The organism is Desulfofundulus luciae (assembly GCF_030813795.1).
GTDB lineage: Bacteria > Bacillota > Desulfotomaculia > Desulfotomaculales > Desulfovirgulaceae > Desulfofundulus > Desulfofundulus luciae.
This window is the reverse complement of the sequence record NZ_JAUSUX010000008.1, coordinates 41,836-63,579: the sequence shown is the minus strand read 5'-3', so window position 1 is coordinate 63,579 and position 21,744 is coordinate 41,836. Positions and strand designations below refer to the sequence as shown.

At 55.3% G+C, this 21,744-nt stretch carries 20 protein-coding genes, 1 tRNA gene and 1 pseudogene; 5 read left to right on the top strand and 17 right to left on the bottom strand.

Annotation, left to right across the window (positions count from 1 at the left end; translation table 11 throughout):
• Positions 1–119: 119 nt before the first annotated feature.
• Positions 120–1,418, bottom strand: a complete 1,299-nt coding sequence (locus J2Z49_RS06520; RefSeq protein WP_307401061.1) for a Glu/Leu/Phe/Val family dehydrogenase — start codon at positions 1,416–1,418, stop codon at positions 120–122.
• 209 nt (positions 1,419–1,627) lie between these two features.
• Between J2Z49_RS06520 and J2Z49_RS06515 the strand changes: the two genes are divergently transcribed.
• A complete protein-coding gene (locus J2Z49_RS06515; protein ID WP_307401059.1) occupies positions 1,628–1,795 on the top strand; it encodes a helix-turn-helix domain-containing protein in 168 nt (55 codons plus the stop codon).
• Between the two features lie 190 nt (positions 1,796–1,985).
• Here the strand turns inward: J2Z49_RS06515 and J2Z49_RS06510 are convergent, their stop codons facing one another.
• From J2Z49_RS06510 to J2Z49_RS06485, 6 genes are all read right to left on the bottom strand, one after another.
• Complete coding sequence (locus J2Z49_RS06510) at positions 1,986–2,642, bottom strand: anaerobic ribonucleoside-triphosphate reductase activating protein (RefSeq protein ID WP_307401057.1); 657 nt, start codon at positions 2,640–2,642, stop codon at positions 1,986–1,988.
• The gene (locus J2Z49_RS06505; RefSeq protein WP_307401055.1) at positions 2,639–4,711 is read right to left on the bottom strand and encodes a ribonucleoside triphosphate reductase; all 2,073 of its coding nucleotides are present in this window, start codon (positions 4,709–4,711) and stop codon (positions 2,639–2,641) included. Before J2Z49_RS06505 ends, J2Z49_RS06510 begins: the two co-directional genes overlap by 4 nt.
• 235 nt (positions 4,712–4,946) lie before the next feature.
• Entirely contained in the window at positions 4,947–5,273 is a 327-nt protein-coding gene (locus J2Z49_RS06500; RefSeq protein WP_307401052.1) for a DUF2250 domain-containing protein, read from the bottom strand.
• Between the two features lie 44 nt (positions 5,274–5,317).
• Entirely contained in the window at positions 5,318–6,079 is a 762-nt protein-coding gene (locus J2Z49_RS06495) for a TatD family hydrolase (RefSeq protein ID WP_307401049.1), read from the bottom strand.
• A 99-nt stretch (positions 6,080–6,178) separates the two neighbouring features.
• Positions 6,179–6,565 carry a DsrE family protein gene (locus J2Z49_RS06490; protein ID WP_307401046.1) on the bottom strand — a complete coding sequence of 129 codons (387 nt, stop codon included), beginning with the start codon at positions 6,563–6,565 and terminating at the stop codon, positions 6,179–6,181.
• Positions 6,566–7,009: 444 nt separating this feature from the next.
• Positions 7,010–7,082, bottom strand: a tRNA-Asn gene (locus tag J2Z49_RS06485).
• 401 nt (positions 7,083–7,483) lie between these two features.
• Between J2Z49_RS06485 and J2Z49_RS06480 the strand changes: the two genes are divergently transcribed.
• Positions 7,484–9,298 carry a chloride channel protein gene (locus tag J2Z49_RS06480; protein ID WP_307401043.1) on the top strand — a complete coding sequence of 605 codons (1,815 nt, stop codon included), beginning with the start codon at positions 7,484–7,486 and terminating at the stop codon, positions 9,296–9,298.
• 130 nt (positions 9,299–9,428) lie between these two features.
• Here J2Z49_RS06480 and lysS read toward each other — a convergent pair whose 3' ends face one another.
• The 6 genes from lysS to J2Z49_RS06450 all read right to left on the bottom strand — a co-directional run bounded on the left by lysS (position 9,429) and on the right by J2Z49_RS06450 (position 15,179).
• Positions 9,429–10,922 carry a lysine--tRNA ligase gene (gene lysS / locus J2Z49_RS06475; RefSeq protein WP_307401040.1) on the bottom strand — a complete coding sequence of 498 codons (1,494 nt, stop codon included), beginning with the start codon at positions 10,920–10,922 and terminating at the stop codon, positions 9,429–9,431.
• A 23-nt stretch (positions 10,923–10,945) separates the two neighbouring features.
• Entirely contained in the window at positions 10,946–11,419 is a 474-nt protein-coding gene (gene greA / locus J2Z49_RS06470) for a transcription elongation factor GreA (protein WP_307401037.1), read from the bottom strand.
• Between the two features lie 143 nt (positions 11,420–11,562).
• Positions 11,563–12,672: an SDR family NAD(P)-dependent oxidoreductase gene (locus J2Z49_RS06465; RefSeq protein ID WP_307401035.1), complete on the bottom strand. Its 1,110-nt coding sequence runs from the start codon at positions 12,670–12,672 to the stop codon at positions 11,563–11,565.
• A gap of 31 nt (positions 12,673–12,703) precedes the next feature.
• Positions 12,704–13,228: a helix-turn-helix domain-containing protein gene (locus J2Z49_RS06460; protein ID WP_307401032.1), complete on the bottom strand. Its 525-nt coding sequence runs from the start codon at positions 13,226–13,228 to the stop codon at positions 12,704–12,706.
• A gap of 197 nt (positions 13,229–13,425) precedes the next feature.
• A complete protein-coding gene (gene dusB, locus J2Z49_RS06455; protein ID WP_307401029.1) occupies positions 13,426–14,406 on the bottom strand; it encodes a tRNA dihydrouridine synthase DusB in 981 nt (326 codons plus the stop codon).
• On the bottom strand, positions 14,403–15,179 hold the full coding sequence (locus J2Z49_RS06450) for a type III pantothenate kinase (protein ID WP_307401026.1): 777 nt from the start codon (positions 15,177–15,179) through the stop codon (positions 14,403–14,405). The genes dusB and J2Z49_RS06450 overlap by 4 nt, the downstream gene beginning before the upstream one ends.
• 168 nt (positions 15,180–15,347) lie before the next feature.
• Between J2Z49_RS06450 and J2Z49_RS06445 the strand changes: the two genes are divergently transcribed.
• The 3 genes from J2Z49_RS06445 (at position 15,348) to J2Z49_RS06435 (ending at position 17,549) form a co-directional block, all read left to right on the top strand.
• The gene (locus J2Z49_RS06445; protein WP_013824197.1) at positions 15,348–15,686 is read left to right on the top strand and encodes an ArsR/SmtB family transcription factor; all 339 of its coding nucleotides are present in this window, start codon (positions 15,348–15,350) and stop codon (positions 15,684–15,686) included.
• A gap of 93 nt (positions 15,687–15,779) precedes the next feature.
• The gene (locus tag J2Z49_RS06440) at positions 15,780–16,754 is read left to right on the top strand and encodes a biotin--[acetyl-CoA-carboxylase] ligase (RefSeq protein ID WP_307401022.1); all 975 of its coding nucleotides are present in this window, start codon (positions 15,780–15,782) and stop codon (positions 16,752–16,754) included.
• Positions 16,755–16,964: 210 nt separating this feature from the next.
• Complete coding sequence (locus J2Z49_RS06435; protein ID WP_307401020.1) at positions 16,965–17,549, top strand: biotin transporter BioY; 585 nt, start codon at positions 16,965–16,967, stop codon at positions 17,547–17,549.
• Positions 17,550–17,622: 73 nt separating this feature from the next.
• Here J2Z49_RS06435 and J2Z49_RS06430 read toward each other — a convergent pair whose 3' ends face one another.
• From J2Z49_RS06430 to J2Z49_RS14835, 4 genes and pseudogenes are all read right to left on the bottom strand, one after another.
• Complete coding sequence (locus J2Z49_RS06430; RefSeq protein ID WP_307401017.1) at positions 17,623–20,412, bottom strand: CHASE4 domain-containing protein; 2,790 nt, start codon at positions 20,410–20,412, stop codon at positions 17,623–17,625.
• 366 nt (positions 20,413–20,778) lie between these two features.
• Positions 20,779–20,946 (bottom strand): annotated as a pseudogene (locus tag J2Z49_RS14840) (type II toxin-antitoxin system VapC family toxin); the annotation flags it as partial.
• A gap of 21 nt (positions 20,947–20,967) precedes the next feature.
• Complete coding sequence (locus J2Z49_RS06425; RefSeq protein ID WP_027355362.1) at positions 20,968–21,204, bottom strand: type II toxin-antitoxin system Phd/YefM family antitoxin; 237 nt, start codon at positions 21,202–21,204, stop codon at positions 20,968–20,970.
• Positions 21,205–21,360: 156 nt separating this feature from the next.
• A complete protein-coding gene (locus J2Z49_RS14835) occupies positions 21,361–21,702 on the bottom strand; it encodes a dual OB domain-containing protein (protein ID WP_407650055.1) in 342 nt (113 codons plus the stop codon).
• Positions 21,703–21,744: the final 42 nt, after the last annotated feature.

Here is a 21,744-nt window from a genome sequence, read left to right as displayed (position 1 = left end):
CCTCAACGCCATGGATTATTATACTATAACCCCCTTGACCCGTCAAGCCCCTTTTAATCTATCTAAGCCGCGGCGTCAGGGTGAAAATTTGATGGCTTCGTGGCCCTGCAGTTCTTTTGTCAAGCCGGCAGGGCCTCGGCCCGCGGTGCAGTCATGCGGGCCGCCCCCCTGCCCAGCCAGCCGCGCACTTCCATAGCCTCGGCCACCCTCTTGACCGCCACCATGTAGGCGGCCAGGCGCATATCCACATCCCTGCCCAGCTTGCGCATGGCCACCACTTCATGAAAACCGCGCACCATGATTTCCTCAAGACGGCGGTTTACCTCTTCCTCAGTCCAGTAATACCCCATGTTGTTTTGCACCCATTCAAAGTATGAAACCGTAACCCCTCCCGCACTGGCCAGGATATCGGGTATGACAAAAACTCCCTTTTGATTCAATATCCGGTCGCCTTCCGGTGTGGTGGGGCCGTTAGCCGCCTCAGCCACAATCTTTGCCCTGACCTGCCCGGCCACACTGGCGGTAATCTGGTTTTCCAGCGCCGCCGGCACCAGAATATCGCAGTCCAGGGTGAGCAGTTCAGCAGAGGAAATGGGTTTGCTGCCGGGGAAACCTTTTACAGAACCGGTTCTCGTCTTATGGTCACGCAATTTTACCGGGTCCATGCCGGCAGTATTACAGGCCCCGCCGTTGGAATCCACAACGGCGACAATGCGGCAGCCCATTTCGTGCAACAGCCGGGCCACAATGCTGCCGGCGTTTCCGAAACCCTGTACGGCCACCGTAGCCCCGGCCAGGGATATCCCCAGCATCTTGGCCGCCTCCCGCACCACAATGGCACACCCCCGGGCGGTGGCTTCATTGCGGCCCGCCGATCCGCCCACGATCAGCGGCTTGCCGGTAATAACACCAAACTCGTTATATCCTTTATAGCGGCTGAATTCATCCATCATCCAGGCCATGATCCGGGAATTGGTATATACATCCGGTGCCGGGATATCTTTCTCAGGACCTATAATCTCGGCAACAGCCCGTACGTAGCCCCGGCTCAACCTCTCCAGTTCGCCGGGTGAGAGCTCCCTGGGATTGCATACCACCCCTCCCTTACCCCCACCGTAAGGCAGGCCCACCACCGCACACTTGAAGGTCATCCACATGGCCAGCGCCTTCACTTCTTCCAGGGTAACGTCCGGGTGAAAACGTATACCGCCCTTTGCCGGCCCCAGGGCGCTGTTATGCTGGACCCGGTAGCCGGTAAAAACACGGACGGTCCCGTCGTCCATTTCCACCGGAATGACCACGGTGAGCACCTTTAAAGGCTGCTTTAAGATTTCATACACCGCCGGGTGCAGGCCCAAGCGACAAACCGCCCGCTTGATCTCCTGCTGCGCGCTGGCAAAGGGATTTACCTCGGCCATCTTTTCTACCCCCATTTTCGCCATATGAACACTAAACGTATACTGTATGCAATTTATATAACTAGCACAAGCAATAACTGTGCCAATGATAATTTACTTTCTATCTTGAATTCAGCCGGGGGTAGGAATTAGAGCCGGCGACAATCTGCCGGCCATCTGTAACAAAATAGGATCTCAATCTGGGATTTAGACATGCCGGGGTGATGGTTATGCTTTCACTATTGAAATCCCGGCTAGTCAACATCGAAAAGGATATTCTGGCCGCCTACGTTAAAAAAATTGAGGAAGGCACCATGAGTAAAGGCCAGCTGGCCAAATTGCTGGGCATCAGCCGCATCACGCTTCACCGCAAGCTGAAACAATATGGCCCGGGGTAGTAGGTGTATGCATCCACCCCAAACAGCTGCTTGAGGAACATGTACCAGGCTTCCGTGATGTTGCAGGCCTGGATAGAGACAGGCTGCAGGAGTTCGCGCACGTTACTTCTTCTCCCTTCTCGCCGCTTCTACACCGCAACTCTCCCCGTTGCCGGGAGTCCGGCTTACGCCTTAAAGTACCTACTGAACCTCAGAGCCGCTGCACAGCCCTCGGAGTTGCTAGAAGCAGTTCTCCACGCCGCCGGAACTCCTGGAGCACCCATTCCCTCGTCCCGGTGGCAACGTCAAATCCCGCAGCGCGGAGGTCGGCCCTCATTTCTTCCATGACCTCCGGCGTATGCAGGCAGGGGACGACTGTTGTCCTGACACTGCCTCCGGGTAAATTTAGCGCCAGGCACAGGCTCTCCAAGACGGCACCAGGATTGCTCGCGTGAACCCACTCCCGGTAAAGCCGAAGCGGAGCCTTGTAGTCTACCGCCAGGCAATCCACCAGGCCCTCCCCGAGCACCCGGCGCAGGACATCCGGACGGGAGCCGTTGGTGTCGAGTTTCGTTTTGTAGCCCATACGCCTGAGTTGCCGCAAGAAGTCCAGCAGATCGGCCTGCAGGGTCGGCTCGCCACCGGAGACCACCACGGCGCCGAGTAAGCGGCGCCTTTGCTCCAGAAACCGGAGGACTTCCCCCAGCGGTACTTCGGGAACGTAGCGTGCTGGATCCACCAGGCAGGGGTTATGGCACCAGGGGCAGTAGAAGTTACAGCCCCTGGTGAATACCACCGCGGCAGGTTGACCCGGGTAATCGGACAACGAAAACCTGACCAGCCCCCCAATTACCATTCCAAATCTCACCGCCCAACCCGGAAAACCTTTCGATTCTGGAACTCCTCGCGCTTTCCGGCGTTGTAACAAGAGACAGGTCGGTAGTAGCCCGTGACCCGCGACCAGACCTCACATTTCGTACCGCAATGTGGGCAAGTTCCATGCTCTCCGGGGAGATAGCCGTGCTGCAGGCACACGGAAAACGTGGGCGTGAGAGTGATATAGGGCACCCGCGACGATTCAAACACCCGCAGCACGAACTCCCGGCAGGCCCCCGGGTCGGGTTTTTCCTCACCCAGCCAGAAATGGACAACCGTGCCCCCCGTATAGAGCACCTGGAGGTCCTCCTGGTGTTCCAAAAATTCAAGCGGGTCGTCCGTCCAGTCAACAGGTGCATGGCTGGAATTGGTATAATATGGCTCAGCCCCTTTCCTCACGGCCTCCTCGTTAGCCGTCACAATGTCCGGGTAGAGCTTCTTGTCGATGCGGGCGAGCCTGTAAGCACACCCCTCCGCAGGAGTGGCCTCCAAATTATAAAGGTTCCCCGTCCGCTCCTGGGCAAACTGGCAGAACTCCCGCAAGGACTCCAGCACCCGTACTGCAAACGCCTTCCCCTCCGGGTGCGTGATCGGTACGCCCAGCAGGTTCAGACACGCTTCGTTGCCGCCGACCACCCCGATGGTCGAGAAGTGGTTGGCATAGTACCTCCCGAAGCGCTCCTTCACACCCCGCAGGTACCGGGTGCTGAACGGGTAGAGGCCCGCGTCCGCGAACCGTTCCAGGACCTTGCGCTTTATCTCCAGCGCCGTCACCGCAACAGACGACAGCCGCGCCAGCCGGGCAAAGAAGTCGTCCTCATCTCTGGCCAGGTAGGCCAGGCGGGGAAGGTTCAGTGTCACCACGCCAATGGAACCGGTCAGCGGGTTCGCTCCGAAAAGGCCGCCTCCCCGTTTCAGGAGCTCGCGCCTGTCCAGTCTCAACCGGCAGCACATGCTCCTGACGTCATCCGGAGACATATCCGAACTGACAAAGTTCGCAAAATATGGTGACCCGTACTTAGCCGTCAGCTTCCAAACCTCGCCCGGCACGCCGCCATCTCTCCACTCCGGGGTAACGTTGAACGTTGGCACCGGGAAGGTGAAGCACCTTCCCTTTGCATCCCCCCGCAACATGACCTCACAAAACGCCCGGGCGACCACCAACCGCTCCTCCCGATAGTCGCCGTAGGTGCAGGGCTTCTCCTTACCGCCTACAATGGCAAATTCTTGATCGTAGGCGGAGGAAAGTACGTCCAGCGTCAAGTTGGTGAAGGGTACCTGCATCCCCAGGCGGGTCGGTGTGTTCAGGTTGAACACGGCCTCCTGAATCGCCTGGAGGACCTCCTCGTAGGTGAGGCCGTCCTCCCTGACAAAGGGTGCCAGAAGAGTGTCGAAGCTGGAGAACGCTTGGGCACCGGCAGCTTCATTCTGGAGCGTGTACAGGAAGTTGTACATCTGCCCCAGGGCCGAGCGAAAATGCTTCGGCGGCTCCGCCTCGACCGCACCGGAGACGCCGTTGAAGCCCTCTCGAAGGAGCGCCTGGAGATCCCACCCGCAACAGTAATTTCCGAGAAATCCCAGGTCGTGCAGGTGCAGGCTACCGCTAACGTGCGCCTGACGCACCTCTTCCGGATAAATCCTTTCTAACCAGTACCGGGATGCCATCGTCCCGGTCAGGTAGACATGCAAACCCTGCACGCTGAAGCCAACGTTCGCGTTTTCCCGCACGCGCCAGTCGGCTTCTTCCAGGTACCGGTCAATGAGGTCAACAGAGATGAGCGACCTCATCTCCCGCGCCTGGCGCCGCTGTTCCCGGTAGAGGATGTAGGCCTTCGCGGTCCTGTAGAAACCCATCCGCATCAGCGTCTCCTCCACAGCGTCCTGCACCTGCTCCACTGTCGGGACATCCGCCGCGGAGAACCAGTCCAGGACGCACCGGGCCACCTGGACCGCGTCACCCGCTTCTCCTGTGGCAACGAACGCCTTCCTAACGGCCGCCTCAATTCGCGCCGGATCGAACGGAACCACCCGTCCATCGCGTTTGATAATACTGGGCAGCATATGTACATCCTCCTGCTTTGTCTTGGGTATTAATCTCGAAGCCTCGTCCTGATGCAGGTTCGACCTGTAAACCAACGGTTAAAACTTAAGGGATAGTTAACCTTCGGAGAAAGAGGTTCGGCCTCTCGGCCGAACCTCCAGTTCATCTCTCTTTATGTAGTCCCGGTGTCTCCATTGCACCTCAGGTCCGCGCAGAATGGAGCACCTCTTACAACCGGAATCCCAGAAGACCGTTTTACCTGTCAGGGTACTCGATATCAATATGAATATCCATTTTCCTCCGGCCCTCTCTTAATAGGAGTTCTCCTTTTCTTCTCAGGTAATAATAGGTATGATTCCGGTGCTTAACGCTTTTCCTCCGGCGGTGGTAATACTTAACTATCCTTCCTTCCACTCGCTTAATTAATCCCTTGGCTACCAACCTCTGAAGTCGCTCTGTGCTTTCTTCCAGGGATAAGCCCAGCCGTATCGCCAGAAGTTTTGCATATTCCGGTCCCAGCTTTTTGAGGTAGGCAAGGATTTTTAACTCAAGAAGTTCCTCCTGGTCATTTTTGGTGCCCACACTCTCCTTCCCTCCCCCGTGAATTAGGTCATACCCCTGGTTGCCTAAATACCGAACAATTCTTCAGCATTGTACCTGGCAATTCGGGTAATGGTTTCCGGAGGAGCCCCGTTCAGCTCCAGATACCGCACAGCCTTTGGAACGCTCAGGGGATCGTTGGGCTTGAGATTGCTGTAGTCGCTGTTCAGAACACCTCGCTGGAAACGTTCCAGGTGCTCCAGCAATAGATGGGGAGTAAGCCCTTTCTGGCGAATGGTGAGGCCGGGAATGGCCCCGAAGTCCTCGATTAGGTCAATAATGTCCAAATCAGCGTGGTCGATGATCACCTTTCCGGGTTCCATCCCAACGGCGGCGGCAATTTCAATCGTCCTATTGGTTATTTCCATCCTATCCTGTGGCGGGGTATGAATGATTACCGGCACCCCGTATTCCTTGGCCACTTTCAATTGCTCCCTGAGGACGTCCTGTTCACGTTGTCTCCCCTCATGCAGGCCGATTTCTCCTAAGCCAATGACATTACTCATCTTCAGATAATCTGGAAGGGCGTCGATCACCCTGGGCCAGTCTACCGGCGTCCCCATGGGGTGAATGCCGACAGCGACGAAAAGCCTGATGCCATTTTCGGCAGCATTCTTCATCGAAAGGGTTAACATTTGGTGGAAATGATCAAAGAGTGTTTCCGCATGTTTGGCCCCGAAAAATATAGAACAGCCGATAATCTTCTTCACCCCGGCCAGGGCCATGTTTTCCAGCCCTTCGTACGGAAGCAACGAAACATGTGTATGAGAATCTACAATTCCTTCCATAACGATTTCACCCCCCTATTGTGCTGGACCGGGTCCCTTCTTTTTGTTGCCGTGTATTGAAGGGGAAGTTACTCACTTCCCCTTCACGCAGACACATGGTCAGGGCTTGATGTAAGCATACCCTTCAGTTTGTTTTCTGGCAATTTCTGTTATACCAGCCGGTACAACTGTCACAAAGTTAGGGAGGTTCTCTTCGTCGATAGACTGAGCTTTGAGGGCGTTCCGACACGCTACAAAGCTTACTCCCATCTCCGACAAGTTCTTCATCTGGTCAACCAGCGATCCGCTAGCTGTTCCGCAGCACTCACCGCCAACCCCGGTCAGCAGGCACCTGGTCCTGAAAACAGAAACCGCCTCACCGTTGGCCACTACTTCGATGTCAGCACCTCCTTGCCCAACATCATTCAAAAAGTTGGTGATATTGACGAGTGCTCTTTGCCATTTATCAGATTCATTAACATGGAAAAGGACTTTAATCTTTTTCACCTCAACACCCCCCATCTTTCTGCTGAACTCAAAGCAGGTACTTTACCTCATGGTTGTTGTACCCTGCTATCATCTTTTAGTCGTTTTAGTATGTTGCTTTTTTAACGCTACACTTCGTGCCGCTGGTTTAAGCGCTCAGCCACACCTACCGTACTAATCCATGACTGTAATGTAACATAGAAAAGGTTGCTTGTCCAATCATTTTATCTTATGTGTTATATATATGACGTGTAATATAAAAAACATCAAACCTGTGCATTTTCATTTTTACTCAACCCGGTTTCCTTCAAGCTCTTAACCAGCTTTTCCCCCCAGACATTCACCTGCAGCCGGTCCTTGAACCCGCCCCGTGGCATATTCTCACAACCTGGTTATCGCCCGTGCGTGCGGGCGCACAAAAAAAGCATAACCCGGTATTGTCCAGGCATGCTTTATTTCCCATAGCTCCCCGGGCAAGAATTCGAACCTGCAACCCTCCGGTTAACAGCCGGATGCTCTACCGTTAAGCTATCGGGGAAAGGTCCAACACTGAGTAATGTATCATTACCATCAGCCGGCTCCGTCAAGACCCTTTCAACCTTTTTATATGAGAAATATATCACTTAAGCACACGATTGATGGGAATGAAAAGAGAGGATGACTCCTTGGCGAGGGATAAATCCAAACACCCGCATCTTGCCAGTTATCTACCGTAAGGGCTTGAAATTTTATTTGCCGTTGTGAAACGATCGCCTTATTATATGGTGTGGACCAGAATTGTTCAACAATCGAAACCGCCAAACATCCTCTAAAAATCAATAGTATACCACTGCCGGACAATATCTTTCGATTTCGGCTCACAATTGCTAAGATCAATTACATAAAGCTTTTATCCGTGGATTGTGAACTATCTTACATGTTTCGTGAGGGATGATTTAAATGATTACACTAAAAAGAACGCTTATCGAGCGGGTCCGCAGTTTTGACCAGCCTATCTTGCTTTTCCTGTCACTGTTCATCGGAATAGCCTGCGGCTTTCTGGCCGCAGGCTATTACCACCTGATCAGATTACTGCGATGGATTTTTACCGGTTTCGCTAATCCATTCATTTCTCAGAATGGCTATGTAATTTTTATCCCGGTGGCAGGGGGGTTACTCATCGCGCTACTGAATTATCATTTTCTCCATAGCTCTTCACACAGTTACGGGATACCTGCTGTTATTGAATTCATCAGCCTGCAAGGCAAACGCAACCGCCCGCGCACAGTAGTCACAAGAGCCCTGACCTCCGCCATCTCTATCGGTGCCGGTGGCGCTGCCGGTAAACAGGCTTCCATCGTTCAGATGGGGCTGGAAATCAGCGCTTTTATTGGTGAGAAACTGAACCTTCAGGACAAGAAAGTAAAGCTGCTGGTAATATGCGGTGTGGCTGCGGTGATTGGTGCTGCATACAATACCCCTCTGGGTGGGGCAATTTTCGTTTCTGAAATAATCATCAATCAGTTCAACATTAATCAATTCAGCCTGCTGGCTATTGCTTCCACGGTAGCAACAGCGGTCTACCGCGGGATCGTTGGCGATGCGTCAAAATTCACTGCTCCCGAATATATTTTCAAAAATCCGGCTGAACTCCCCTGGTACCTCATTTTAGGGTTACTCTGCGGTGTCGCGGGCGTATTATATCTTAAACTGGCCTTCAAATCAGAAGCGGTTTTTAAAGATATACGAGATCGCCTGAAAGGAAAAATACAGATGATTATCCCGGTATTGGCAGGCCTGGTTATGGGAATTATTTTCTATGCCGTTCCCTTATCTTTCGGTCGGGGCACCCAGGGCATTAACATGGTGCTTAACGGTGAATTGACGGAACCGTGGTTGATGGTTCTGCTGCTGGTTTTAAAACTTTTCAATGTTGCCCTGACCATGGGGGCATGGTCTACCGGCGCCGGCTACAGGGCCGGACTGTTTGTTGGTGCTATGCTGGGCGGTACATATGGCATTGCCATTCATTACCTGGTGCCGGAATCCATTTCTCCGTCAGCCACCTTTGCTCTCGTGGGCATGGCTGGGGTTTTCAGTGGCTTCGCACAGGCACCCCTGACAGCAATGGTAATGATGTCAGAAATGACCAGAAACTTCCAGCTTATCATTCCACTGGCCATTACCTGCGTGGTATCTGCTTATATCTCCAGAGTGCTGAGCACCGAAACCCTGTACACGGCCAGGCTCATCCAGCGCGGCCTGGACGTGATTAACGCACGGCGACCCGATATTTTAAGAAACCTGTACGTGCGTGAGGCCATGACCACTCCCGTAGAAAGCCTTCCCAGCGATATGACCGTCCGTGAGGCCTATATGGTCACAAAGCACAAGCCTTACGGCGGCTTCCCGGTAACTGCAAAAAACGGAGTTTTAATAGGCATAATCACCATCGATGATATCATCCAGTTCCTCGGTGAAGGCAAGGTCAAAACCAGGTTGAGCGAAGTAGCAGTACGGCATCCGGTAACCCTGAATCCAGGGAATTCCTTGCAGGATGCGGCCTGCAAGCTGGCCCGTTACGGGATTAATCACCTGCCGGTGGTAGACGAAAACAATCGCCCTGTAGGTATGGTTACGCGCAAAGATATCATCCGCGCCTACAACAAAGACATCGAACGAGCGGCCAGTACTGTACAGGCCGGCAAGAGCAGAACCCCTCCCTCGGGGAAGCTAACCGATCAAAACAGCAGTGCCACGGAAGTGAACATGTAGTATGACCGATAAAAGGCTCTGAAGGAAGCGGAAAAGGCGGCGCCGACGGGCCGGGCCATTCTCCACCTGTGGTATAAGCTCTCAAGAAGCAAAAGAAAAGAGCGCTGGTGAAGAGCGCTCTCCCGTCCACTTACTCCTTTGGCCGCATTAACGGGAAGAGGATTACATCCCGGATGGACGGGGAATCGGTCAGCAGCATCACCAGCCGGTCAATGCCGATGCCCAGACCTCCCGCGGGCGGCATGCCGTATTCCAGGGCGGTAATGTAATCCTCGTCCAGCATGTGGGCTTCCTCGTCCCCCGCCCGGCGCTTCTCCACCTGCTTGAGGAAGCGGGCCTTTTGATCGATGGGATCGTTGAGTTCGGAGAAGGCATTGGCCATCTCCCGGCCGTAAATAAACAGCTCAAAACGGTACGTCAGGGCGGGATCCTCCGTTTTCCGCTTGGCCAGGGGTGAAATTTCAATGGGGTAGTCCATGATAAAAATGGGCTGGATCAACTGCGGCTCCACTTTTTCCTCGAACACCTTGTTCAGGACGGTGCCCCACCCGTCCTTTTCCTCCACCTCTACCCCCAGCTCCCGGGCCGCCCGGCGGGCTCTCTCCCCGTCATCCCGGTACCGGTTAAAATCCAGCCCGGTATGTTCCTTGACTGCCTCCAGCATGGTCTGCCTTTTCCAGGGCGGCGCAAGATTAATCTCGACTCCCTGGTAGGTGACGGTGGTAGTACCCAGCACCTCGGAGGCCACGGTGGAAATCATTTCTTCGGTGAGATCCATCATGTCGTGGTAGTCGGCATAGGCCTGGTACAGTTCCAGCATGGTGAACTCCGGGTTGTGCTTGGTGGAAATGCCTTCATTGCGAAAATTCCGGTTTATTTCGTAAACCTTTTCAAACCCGCCCACCAGCAGGCGCTTGAGGTAAAGTTCGGGGGCAATGCGCAGGTAAAGATTCATATCCAGGGCGTTGTGATGGGTAATAAAAGGCCTGGCCGCCGCACCGCCGGCAATGGGGTGCATCATGGGCGTTTCTACTTCCAGGAAACCCCGCCTCTCCAGGAAATTCCGGATGGCGTGGATCACCCGGCTCCGGATGATAAAGGTGTTTTTAACCTCGGGATTGACGATCAGGTCCAGGTAACGCTGGCGGTAGCGCAGGTCAACATCCTTCAAGCCGTGCCATTTTTCCGGCAGGGGGCGCAGGGACTTGGCCAGCAGGGTCAGCTCCTCCACGGCCACGGTGATTTCACCGGTGCGGGTTTTAAAAACCTTGCCCCGCACGCCGATGATATCCCCTATGTCCAGCCGCTGGAACAAGTTATAAGTTTCGGCACCCACATCGTTGAGCCGCAGGTAGATCTGAATCTGCCCCGAGCTGTCCCTGAGGTTGCCGAAACTGGCTTTGCCGTGGCCACGCCGGGCCATTAAGCGGCCGGCAATACATACCTCTTGCCCCTCGCACTCCTCGTAGTGCTCGGTAATCCAGGCGGCAAGGTGGGTGCGCGGGTAGCGCCCGCCGTAGGGCTCGATCCCCTGTGCCTTGAGTTCCTCCAGTTTTTCCAGGCGCACGCGCAGCAGTTCATGTAAATCTTCCGGTTTGAGTTCTATACTTTCCTTTTCCGTCATGACAGTCCTCCGGCGAATCCCGTTTAACGTATATCCATAATCTGGTATTTAAGCAGGCCTGCCGGCACGGAAACTTCCACGATACTCCCCTTGCGCTGGCCCAGGATGGCCTTGCCTACGGGAGACTCGTTAGAAATTTTATGAGCTCCGGGATCGGCCTCCACGGAGCCAACAATGGTATATTCAACTTCGTCGCCAAACTCCAGGTCTTTGAGACGGACGGTAGAACCAAGGACTACTTCATCCGTTCCCGTACGCTCATCGTCAATAACCCTGGCGTTGCGCAGCATCTGCTCCAGTGTTAAAATACGGCCTTCAATAAAGGCTTGCTCGTTTTTGGCATCCTCGTATTCCGAGTTTTCACTGATATCTCCAAATTCAATGGCCTGCTTAATGCGGGCGGCTACTTCGCGGCGACGGATGGTTTTTAGCTCTTCCAGTTCCTTTTCGAGCTTTTTTAAGCCCTCAAGGGTTAAAATTACTTCCTTTTCCTTCATGTTCTATCGTCTCCTTTGCATTTCTCTGCCCAGCAGAACCTACTCCCCCAACGACACTGAAAGCACTGCAATGACAAAAACCATTGCAGTGCTCACGGTACCATTAACCTTTCAACCCATTATAAGGAGGGTTTTTTCCTTTGTCAAGGGGCTACCCCCACCAGTTGCTGCTCCCCCAGCGCGTTAAGGCGGCTTTCGGCCCGGGCACGGATGCGCTCGATTTCCCGGGGATCAATGGCCCGCTCAAAGCTGCGCAAACCGGCCAGCTTGAAACCGTGTTTTCTGGCCAGGGCCCTGATTTCCTCCACCTGTTCAATGGTTATGTCACGCCCCAGGGAAAAATTCTCATATCTTTTTTCCAGGGCTAAAATCATGGTTTCGGACATGCAGGCGTAAGCCGTGCCGGGCGGAAAACCAAAGTTAAAGTTAAAATTGACTTCACCGGGCACCTCCACCACACCGCCTTCGATCACCAGCACGTCATCCCTCTGTTCGGCCACCTGGCGGCTCACATTGCGGGGGCGGGAAACGTCACACACCACGGCCCCCGGCAAAAGGTCTTCCGGCCCGATCAGGGTGTCCACCGCGCTGGTGACGGCAATTATCACCTGGGCCGTCCGCAGGGCCTTCTTCACGTCAGAGGTGATGGTCACCGCCAGGCCGGTTTCATAAAGAATTTTCGCCGCCACCTGTTCCAGCCTGGATTTATCCCTGGCCACCAGGGTCATCCTGGTGGCCTCCCGGGCCAGCATGAGGGCACAAACCCTACCGATGGAACCGGTAGCTCCCAGCACCACAATGTGTGCCCGGCGCAAATCGTGCCCCATCAGGCGGGCCGCTTCCTTTGTCCCCTCAATGGCCGTGGCCACAGTATAGCTATTACCCGTGGTCACGGCTATATTCAGGTTTTTGGCCACGGTAATGCCCGCATCCCCCACCACGGAGGTAAAGGCTCCCAGGCCAACAATGCCGGCTCCCAGTTTCTCGGCCACCCGCCCCGCCTGAATAATCCGTTCCAGCACAAAATCCTCCGGCAATTCCAGCATCTGCCTGGCGGTAAGGGGGCAGGCCACAAACCAGCCCTCCGCTTCCCCGTAAGGGGTTTTCACACCGGTAATATGGGACACCTTCATGGGAGGCACCAGCCGGAAGGCGCTTTCAACCCAGCGCCCGGGAAGGTAACGGGTGAAGGGAAACTTCCTGGCCACATCCCGGACATCGAGAGGGTGAATGATAAAAGCAAATTTTTCCACAGGACTCACCTCTAACCGTTTTGCGGCAGACTCAAAGCTTAACTGCCCGGATCAGTTTCACAATTTCGTCGGGGTTGACATATTTATCTTCCTGTATGGGCGATTCACCAATTTCGTAACCTAAAACGGGCTTATCCAGCACCGCTTCAATAATTTTAATTCTTTTGCTGGACCCGATGACCACTACCTGGTCATAGGCGTGCGCCCCGGCTATTAATTCCATCATGGTATTAACCAGCTCAAGACCGCTTTGGCTCCGTACAAAGTCCCAGCGTTCGGCTTCGGTCATGAGGAGCACGAAATCCACCCCTTCTTTATCCAGGGCGGACTGGAGCTCTTCCTTGTTTTTGATGGGAAAGCCAACCACGGCAATCCGCTTGCCTTTCCGGACTTCGCCCAGGCTCTCCAGGCGGCTCACCAGTGTCCGGTCCACGCCCAAACGACCGGCCACTTCCGCCTGGGATAAGCCCTTAGCCCGCAGCTCAAGCATCCTGGAAACGTACTGGTCGATGCGGCGCCGGCTGATGATTTTTTCGCCAATGCGGATGAGATCCACGGAAAATCACACCATCCATTATATCCCGAAAGGGGATAAAAAATGTGCACACTTTTGTGTACACTATTGTAGCAGGGCTTACCAGAAAAGGCAAGGCATTAAAAAGAAAAGCCACGTTTAGCATCCGCGGCTTATACCAAAACCCGCACAAAAAACGACCGGTGCACCGGTACCGGTACACCGCCTGCCGCAAGCGATTATAAGTATCCTCCATCAAGGATTCCCGTTAAAATATCCTTCATTTCCTGTACCGAACCGGCCCTGTTTATTTTCTCCCGCAGCCGGGCAGCGCCCCGCAGCCCCTTCAGGTACCAGGCTGCGTGCTTGCGCATTTCCAGCACCCCGATGTGCTCCCCCTTTAGCGCTACCAGGAGATCGAGGTGCCGCAGGGCGGTGCGGATCTTTTCTTCCCAGCTGGGTTCGGGCAGGAGCTCACCGGTGGCCAGGTAATGCACCGTGCGGGAAAAAATCCAGGGGTTGCCCATGGAGGCCCGCCCGATCATCACGCCGTCACAGCCCGTCTCCTCCAGCATCCGCCTGGCATCCAGGGGCGTGCGCACATCCCCGTTGCCAATCACCGGGATGCCCACCGCCTCCTTTACCCGGCGGATGATGTCCCAGTCGGCCTGCCCGCTGTAGAACTGGGCCCGGGTACGCCCGTGAACGGTCACCGCCGCAGCCCCGGCCGCTTCCACCAGGCGGGCCATTTCCACAGCATTAACGTTCGCTTCATCCCAACCCTTGCGCATTTTGACCGTGACCGGCACCTTTACCCGGGCCGCCACCCGGGACACAATCTCGGCGGCCAGTTCCGGGTTTTTCATCAGGGCCGCCCCTTCGCCGTTTTTAACGATTTTCGGCGTAGGGCAGCCCATGTTGATGTCTATGATATCGGCGCCCTCGCCGGCAACAATTTCCGCCGCCCGGGCCATGTAGTCGGGGTTGGAACCGAAGATCTGCACGGCCAGGGGGCCTTTCTCGCCCCCGTGCTCGAGAATTATCCGGGTGCGGGGATTGCCGTAGATTAAAGCCTGGTCGCTGATCATCTCCGTGAAGACCAGGCCGCAGCCGGCCTCCCGGACCAGGATGCGGTAGGCCCGGTCGGTAACCCCGGCCATGGGGGCGGCAATTACCGGATTGGCCAGTTCAACGTCACCGATCAATAACTTCACCGTCATCTCACCGTCGGCAAATTGCGTTCGTAAATCAGGCGCAGGCCCTTCAGGGTCAACAGGGGATCCACCCGGTCGATGGTGCGGGACTCCCGGGCAATAAGCTCAGCCAGGCCGCCGGTGGCCAGCACGGTGGGGTTCCCCCCCAGCTCGGCCTTCATCCGGCGCACAATTTCATCCACCTGACCCACAAAGCCAAAGATGATCCCCGCCTGCATGCTGCTGACGGTGTTCTTGCCAATCACCGCCGGCGGCCTGACCAGCTCAACCCGGGGCAGCTTGGCGGCCCGGGCGAAGAGGGCCTCGGTGGAAATGCCGATACCCGGGGCAATGGCACCGCCCAGGTATTCTCCCCTGGCCGATATGGCGTCAAAGGTGGTGGCCGTGCCAAAATCAACAATGATCAACGGCCCGCCGTAAAGCTCGTACCCCGCCACCGCATTGACAATGCGGTCGGCACCCACCTCCCGGGGGTTATCATATTTAATAGCCAGGCCCGTCTTGATCCCGGGCCCCACCACCAGGGGTTTGACGCCAAAATACTTCTCGCTCATCTGTTCCAGGGCCAGCATTAAAGGCGGCACCACCGATGATATAACCAGGGCCTTGATGTCCCGGCGGGAAATGCCCGCATACTGGAAAAGGTCTCGAAGCAGCATCCCGTATTCATCGGCGGTACGGTGGGGATTGGTGGACAGCCGCCAGTGCTCCAGCAATTCCTGGCCTTTATATACCCCCAGAACAATATTTGTATTCCCAACGTCAAATACCAGGATCATCGTATCCCACTCCTTTTCAGAGTAATTCTATCAAAGGGGTGCAGGCGGTGCAACAAAATGTACATTGTATTAAGAGGTCCTGGAACCGATCCGGCCTTCACTGGCACTGGAGCAAAAATTATGATATTATCAGATAATAATTAAGCAAGATTTCTGGAGGTAGAGGCAATGAATGAACGCATTCCCCGCATGAAGGCGGATATATTAAAAGCCCTGGCCCACCCCACCCGGGTGAGCATTCTGGAATGCCTGCGGCAGGGGGAACGGTGCGTCTGTGAAATCATCGAAGAGCTGGATATGGAGCAGTCCAACGTATCCCAGCACCTGGCGGTTTTGAAAAAGCTGGACATTGTCGACTCCCGCAAAGAAGGGCTGCGGGTGAATTACCGGGTAAAATACCCCGAAGTATTTCAAATTCTTGACCTCCTGGACGGCGTGCTGGTGTCACAGGTGGAGGATACCATGTCTACTTTAAAGAGCCTGCGCAAAAAAGAGCTGAAGAAATAGCCGTCAACCATTGTTGTTGACAAAGTTGACAAAAGTCGTTAATAGCCTTAAAATTTAAGGAAAATAACGGTTTTTGTCCCGAGGTGTCTTTTGTTGAAGGAACAGGTCCTGGAAATGCTGGTAAAAGGATACCCTGATTTTGTCTCCGGGGAGGCTATCTGCCGGAGCCTGGGGGTTTCCCGCACGGCGGTATGGAAGCACATCCATGCTTTGCGGGGGGCGGGTTATGACATTGAGGCCGTGCCCCACGCCGGCTACCGCCTGGTAAACATTCCGGACCGCCTTTATCCCGCAGAAATCACCCGGGGGCTGCAAACTGCCTTTCTGGGACGCAGCGTTTATCATTACGACCAGGTGGAGTCCACCAACCGTACGGCCCGGGAACTGGCCGCCCGCGGGGTCCCCGACGGCACCCTGGTGGTGGCCGAGGAACAGACCGGAGGCCGGGGACGTATGGGCCGGGGATGGTTCTCCCCCCACGGCCGGGGAATCTGGTGTTCCGTGATCTTGCACCCCGCGGTAAACCCCATGGACGCCCCTCCCCTGACCATGCTGGCGGCCGTGGCCGTGGCCCGGGCACTGCGCCGGACCGCGGGAGTTGAGGCGGGAATCAAGTGGCCCAACGACCTGCTGGTGGGGGAGAAAAAAATATGCGGCATTTTAACCGAACTCTCCGCCGAAATGGAGCGGATCAATTATTTAATCATCGGCATGGGCATCAACGTCAATATTGACCGCCACGAGTTCCCCCCGGAGCTGCGGGAAATCGCCACCTCGGTGCAGATCGAAAGGGGGCGGCGGGTTTCCCGGGTGCATCTGCTGCAAAACCTGCTGGCCGAGCTGGAATACTGGTACAGGATCTGGGAAAAAGAGGGGTTTGCCCCGGTGCTGGCCTGCTGGAAGGAGTTAAACGTTACCCTGCACCGGCCGGTCAGGGTGTTCACCCAGAGGGAAACCTGGGAAGGGTGGGCCGAGGATGTGGATGCCGACGGCTCGCTGGTACTGCGCCTGCCCGGCGGCGAATACAAAAGGGTGGTCAGCGGGGAGGTGAGCCTGCGGGCCAGGTAGAACAAATGAGGCTGTTACCGTCGTCATGAAAGACGCTCCACTTGATGCTCCTTCAGGGGAAGTATTGTGACTTTTTGGTTAACCAGTAAATATCCTGAAGTTAACTATTTCGCTCCGGGCTTCCCTCCCCCCGGTCTCGTTAAGTTTGCCCGGCACTCAACAGTTTTGTAAGTGATTGTACAAAATTGTAATGTAAGGAGGCATCATTCCATGAAACTATCACCCCGGGATATGGCTCTGGCCGCCCTCTTTGCCGCCCTGGCGGCCGTGGCGGCCATGTTGTCCCGCTTCTTCATCACGCCTTATGTACCATTTAGCCTGGTGCCCTTTGTGGTTATGCTGGCCGGCGGGCTTCTAGGTGCCCGGGTGGGAGCTCTGAGCATGCTGATCTACGTGCTGCTGGGCCTTGTCGGCCTGCCGGTCTTCGAGACGGCCCCCTTTGGCGGCCCGGCCTATGTGCTGAAGCCCACCTTCGGCTTCCTGCTGGGCTTTATCGGGGGCGCCTGGGTTACGGGAGCCCTGGCCCCCAAGCAAAAGGACCCGGGCGTGGTACCCCTGTTTTTGGCTATGGTCGCCGGCCTGGCGGTAATCTACGTCATCGGACTGCCTTACCTCTACGTAATACTCAATTTTTACATGGGCAAAACCTTCTCCGCCCTGCAGGTAATTAAGATAGGATTCCTGCCCTTCATCGGCTTCGACCTGCTCAAGGCCGCACTGGCCGCCGTGCTGGCCCGGCTGGTTTACCGGCGGCTGCACGGCCTGGGCGGTGGAAGCACCGGCCGGGTGAGGTAAAACGTCCCCCCGGGCATCACAGCTTTCAGGCAAAAGCAGCAAAATAAGGGAAACAGAAGTTATGGCCGTTACTTCATGCATCTGAAAACAGGGAAACAAAGACATCAACCAGGTGCGGGTCGAAATGGCTTCCCGCGCACTTTTTAAGCTCTGCTATCGCCTCTTCTTTGCTCCTGGGCTTTAGGTACGGCCGCCCGCCGGTCATGGCGTCAAAGGCATCGGCAATGGACAGGATGCGGCATTCCACCGGTATCTCTTCTCCTCTCAGCCCCAGGGGGTATCCCTTCCCGTCCCACCTTTCGTGGTGCTTGAGAATCAAGTCTGCCACCCCGGCGAGGTCGGGGGAGGACAGGGCGATGCGGTAGCCCTTTTCGGGGTGCTGGCGCATGACCTCCCATTCTTCCTCTGTAAGCGGGCCTTTCTTGAATAAAATGCTGTCCGGCACGGCAACCTTGCCCAGGTCATGGACCTGGGCCAAAAGGGCCAGGTCTGCCATCTGCCGGGGAGAAAGCCCCAGTTTCTCGCCCATTTTAAGGCACATTTCTTTCAGCCTTTCGGCGTGCCCCGCGGTGAGGTAATCCTTTTCTTTGAGGGCTGCCAGCAGGGCGCCCACGATCTGGTTTCGCGCGCCGGCCCTGTGAACAAGCTTATGGCGGTACATGAGGTCGTCGGCCTTCTTGAAGGTGTCTTTGAGGGATTCGTCCCCGCTCCGGCACGTGGCAAAGCCTGTAGACACGTGCAGGGGCAGCTCGGGGTGTTCTTTGTTGTAGTCATCGATCCGGGAGCGTATCCGGTACATAATATCTTCCCCGGTTTTTTCATCCGTTCCCGGCAGAAGAGCGGCGAATTCATCGCCCCCTATGCGGGCCAGGATATCGGAACGGCGCAGGGAATTTCTCAAAACATCTGCGCAGGCCTTCAACATTTCATCGCCCCTGGCGTGACCCAGGGTATCGTTGACCAGTTTCAGGCCGTCCAGATCGGCCACCAGGACGGTTATCGGGTATTCCCGGCTGGCAGATAAGCGTCTGAGCTCTTCCTGGAAAAAGGCCCGGTTGTAAAGGCCTGTCAATGGGTCGTGCAGGCTCAGGTATTTCAACTGTTCTTCGTAGCGCCTGCGCTCGGTGATATCCAGGGCTGCTTCCACGGTCCCTATCACGTTTCCCTTTTCGTCCTTAACGGGGGAGGCAGTAATACTCCACAGGCGGCCGTCCGGCGAAGCCACCTCCCCCGCGCATACCCGGCCGGTCTCCATAGCCTGCACCACCGGGCACCCCTGGCAGGGATCGCTCCTGCCGTGCCATATTTCGTGGCATTTCGCTCCAAACAGGTCCCCGGGGTTCCTGCCGACGGATTGACCGGCCGCGCGGTTGGCCCAGATGATCTGCATGTCCCGGTCTATAAATATAACCAGCTCCGTAAGGCTGTCGAGAATCAGGGATTTTTCTGCCATCAACCGCTGCAGCTCTTCTTCCAGAATCCTGCGCGGGGTGATGTCAGTCAAAAAATGCAGGGTGGCGGGCCGCCCCTCCCACTCGACCACTACGGAGTTTGTTTCCGCCCACTTGATACTCCCGTCCCTGGCTATTACCCTGAACGGAAATGCGTATAAGATGGCTTTATTCTCCAGCAATTCCCTGTAATGTTCCCATACTGCCTCCCTGTCTTCCGGGTGAATGAAGTCAAGAAAATGCCTGGAGACGAGCTCTTCCGTTGTATAGCCTGTATGGACCGCAGCCGCCCGGTTGGCAAATTTGACCACGCCCTCCTGGACCACCACGACTGCTTCGGCGGCGTTTTCCACCACCGCCCTGTATTTCTTTTCCTTGTCGCTTATCTCCCGCCGGTACTCTTCCAGTCTATCCAGCATTTTACCGATTTCAGCGGAAAGGAGGGCAAGTTCATCCCTTCCCCCCAGAACCGGGAACCCGGAGGAAAGGGGAAACTGGTAGCCCGTGCTGGTTACGGCAGCGGTAAGCTTTGCCAGCCGGGATACGACGGCACGGTTCAGCCAGAACAGGGCCAGGCCACAGCACAGGACCGCCGCCAGCGCCAGGTAAAGGCTGAAGGCCTTTTCGGCGGACTGGAACACCCTGGCAGCGCGCCTGTCCGAATTAACCTGGAGGATTAAAGCGGTTTTCCCCTGCAGGTCTTTAATGCCGGTAAAGCCGGCGCTTTCCCCAGGGGAAATTATCCTGGCGTAGCAGGCCTCCCCGTTCTCTAAAGAGCCCGCCGGCTGCAGCTTGCGGAAGTCCACGGCCCCCGGCGGGTGAAGGGTGAGAGGCAGGCGGGTAATCTCCGAGAGCTCTTTTAAATGCTTATCATTTAAGATACGGCCGAAAATCAGGGTTCCCCGGGCAGGCCCGGTGTCATCGCTTTTTAAAACGGGCCTGGCGGCCAACAGCACCGGCCCTTCCGGCGTCACCACCAGTCCTTTAAGACCGCTTGCTTTCTGGCGGGCCGGAAGAACAATCTCCCGGGGTACGGGGATATCTTTTCCCTCTTCCGGATCGTATCCCCTGGCGTATACCGTCTCTCCTCCAGTGTTTATAATCACTGCGTAGTTGATCTTAAGAACCTCAAAGGTGCTGTCGACCAGGTTCTTTTTTATGTATTCCTCGTTTTTTTCCTTCACAAATATATACGTATCATCCCATGCAGCCCAATCTTCGGTATACTTATCCAACTCCGCCATTTCCCTTTCCAGGGCCTGCAGGGCCCGCTCAATATTCTGCTTAAGATCATCTCTTTCCAGCTCAGCTACAATGCTATTTGCAATCACGTGAGAAACCGCGAAAAAAACAAGGGCAAGAATGGCGAAGGCGGCGCATAGGGTGAGGACTATCCTGGTTTTTAAAGACATCCCGGTATCTCCCCCAGGTCCTGGCCGGCAGCCGGGTTCCCGTCACCGCATGAAGGTAAAGCGGCAAGCTTTCAGTGCAGCGGGGGTTATATTCCCCGGCATGTTCGGTTTTTACTTTACCAAATTAAATGCCGCTACCAATAAAGCTTCAATATCTGGGGAAATTCGACACCTCAGCTCAATAACCTACCGGCCGGGGAAATTTTTTGCCTCTTCGCCAGATCGCGTGGGTAAACATCTGTTCCCAGTTTATTGTTGTAGCGGAAGGGCAAAAATGCTCAAATCTGGAGTAACAAAAAAGCCCCGGCAAAAATTCTTACCGGTACTTCTGGTTCTCTGACCAGGAAACAGCGGACTTTAAGCCTTTCACCAAACAACCTCTACCGGATAACAGGCAATTTGGGGATCCGCAGTTATAATGGGCAGATTTTCTAACTGAGCCTGGGCAATCAGAAGGCGGTCAAAAGGGTTCCGGTGGAAATCCGGGAGGGTATAAACGTGGAGGGCGTGGCGCATCGAAACAGCCAGGGGTTCAACGGCATTTACGGCAAGTTGTTACTTTTCAAACGCCTCTAAAATATTCTCGGGAAGTGGCTCATTAAAATCTGTGCTGATACCGACTCTCCCTTTTGCGCTGCCGGGAACGCGCCGGGCCGGCCGCTCCGTTACTGGAACCAAACGGGCTACTGGCTTGCCGGCTTTTGCAATCACAACCTCCTCGCCTTCCTTTACCCGCGCCAAAAGCCTGGAAAAATGGGTTTTTGCCTCATGAATATTCACCTGTACCGGCATCCGGATTCACCTCCGTTACCGGTAGTAGCCCGCACGCGTACAAAGCGTCCTCAACGGGCAGCCAGACGCGGTAAAAAGTCACACCCCAGAGCATTTCCATTTCGAGGATGCGACAGGGTTGGTTGAGGTTCTGGAGGTAGGCCCAGTCGCCTGATCTCAAAGCCGATTCCTCCAGTGGCGGGGTAAAACGATCACGCCAGCAACGAGCTTGTAGCAACAATTGTCCCATTCAAACGGTTCACCCAGACTAATTGTAAATAAAATTTTGTCATCCTGCTTTAGTCCAGGGGCTTCGTAAAACGGGTAGCAACCAGGGGGCAAATTTCTAAGACGTCCATGGCAGTATGGATCGGTCACCACAAGGTTGTAGGGCTGCCCGCTTAAATGAAACACGGCCCGCACTTGGCGTCTGTTTCTAATATCCTTCGTTATGTACCAATAGGCATTTTCTGGTTCAATAAGAACTAAGGATGAGCTAGCAGGACTCCTGGCAAACATATCCCCACCTCGAATCGCCAGGGTTGCCCCCTCGTTTAAATT

Bases quoted from the DNA above. Each gene is read 5' to 3' on its own strand.
- J2Z49_RS06520 (WP_307401061.1), bottom strand. From the start codon at position 1,418: ATGGCCGAGGTAAATCCCTTTGCCAGCGCGCAGCAGGAGATCAAGCGG.
- J2Z49_RS06515 (WP_307401059.1), top strand. From the start codon at position 1,628: ATGCTTTCACTATTGAAATCCCGGCTAGTCAACATCGAAAAGGATATT.
- J2Z49_RS06505 (WP_307401055.1), bottom strand. From the start codon at position 4,711: ATGCTGCCCAGTATTATCAAACGCGATGGACGGGTGGTTCCGTTCGAT.
- J2Z49_RS06495 (WP_307401049.1), bottom strand. From the start codon at position 6,079: ATGGAAGGAATTGTAGATTCTCATACACATGTTTCGTTGCTTCCGTAC.
- J2Z49_RS06480 (WP_307401043.1), top strand. From the start codon at position 7,484: ATGATTACACTAAAAAGAACGCTTATCGAGCGGGTCCGCAGTTTTGAC.
- lysS (WP_307401040.1), bottom strand. From the start codon at position 10,922: ATGACGGAAAAGGAAAGTATAGAACTCAAACCGGAAGATTTACATGAA.
- greA (WP_307401037.1), bottom strand. From the start codon at position 11,419: ATGAAGGAAAAGGAAGTAATTTTAACCCTTGAGGGCTTAAAAAAGCTC.
- dusB (WP_307401029.1), bottom strand. From the start codon at position 14,406: ATGACGGTGAAGTTATTGATCGGTGACGTTGAACTGGCCAATCCGGTA.
- J2Z49_RS06450 (WP_307401026.1), bottom strand. From the start codon at position 15,179: ATGATCCTGGTATTTGACGTTGGGAATACAAATATTGTTCTGGGGGTA.
- J2Z49_RS06445 (WP_013824197.1), top strand. From the start codon at position 15,348: ATGAATGAACGCATTCCCCGCATGAAGGCGGATATATTAAAAGCCCTG.
- J2Z49_RS06435 (WP_307401020.1), top strand. From the start codon at position 16,965: ATGAAACTATCACCCCGGGATATGGCTCTGGCCGCCCTCTTTGCCGCC.
- J2Z49_RS06430 (WP_307401017.1), bottom strand. From the start codon at position 20,412: ATGTCTTTAAAAACCAGGATAGTCCTCACCCTATGCGCCGCCTTCGCC.
- J2Z49_RS06425 (WP_027355362.1), bottom strand. From the start codon at position 21,204: ATGCCGGTACAGGTGAATATTCATGAGGCAAAAACCCATTTTTCCAGG.
- J2Z49_RS14835 (WP_407650055.1), bottom strand. From the start codon at position 21,702: ATGTTTGCCAGGAGTCCTGCTAGCTCATCCTTAGTTCTTATTGAACCA.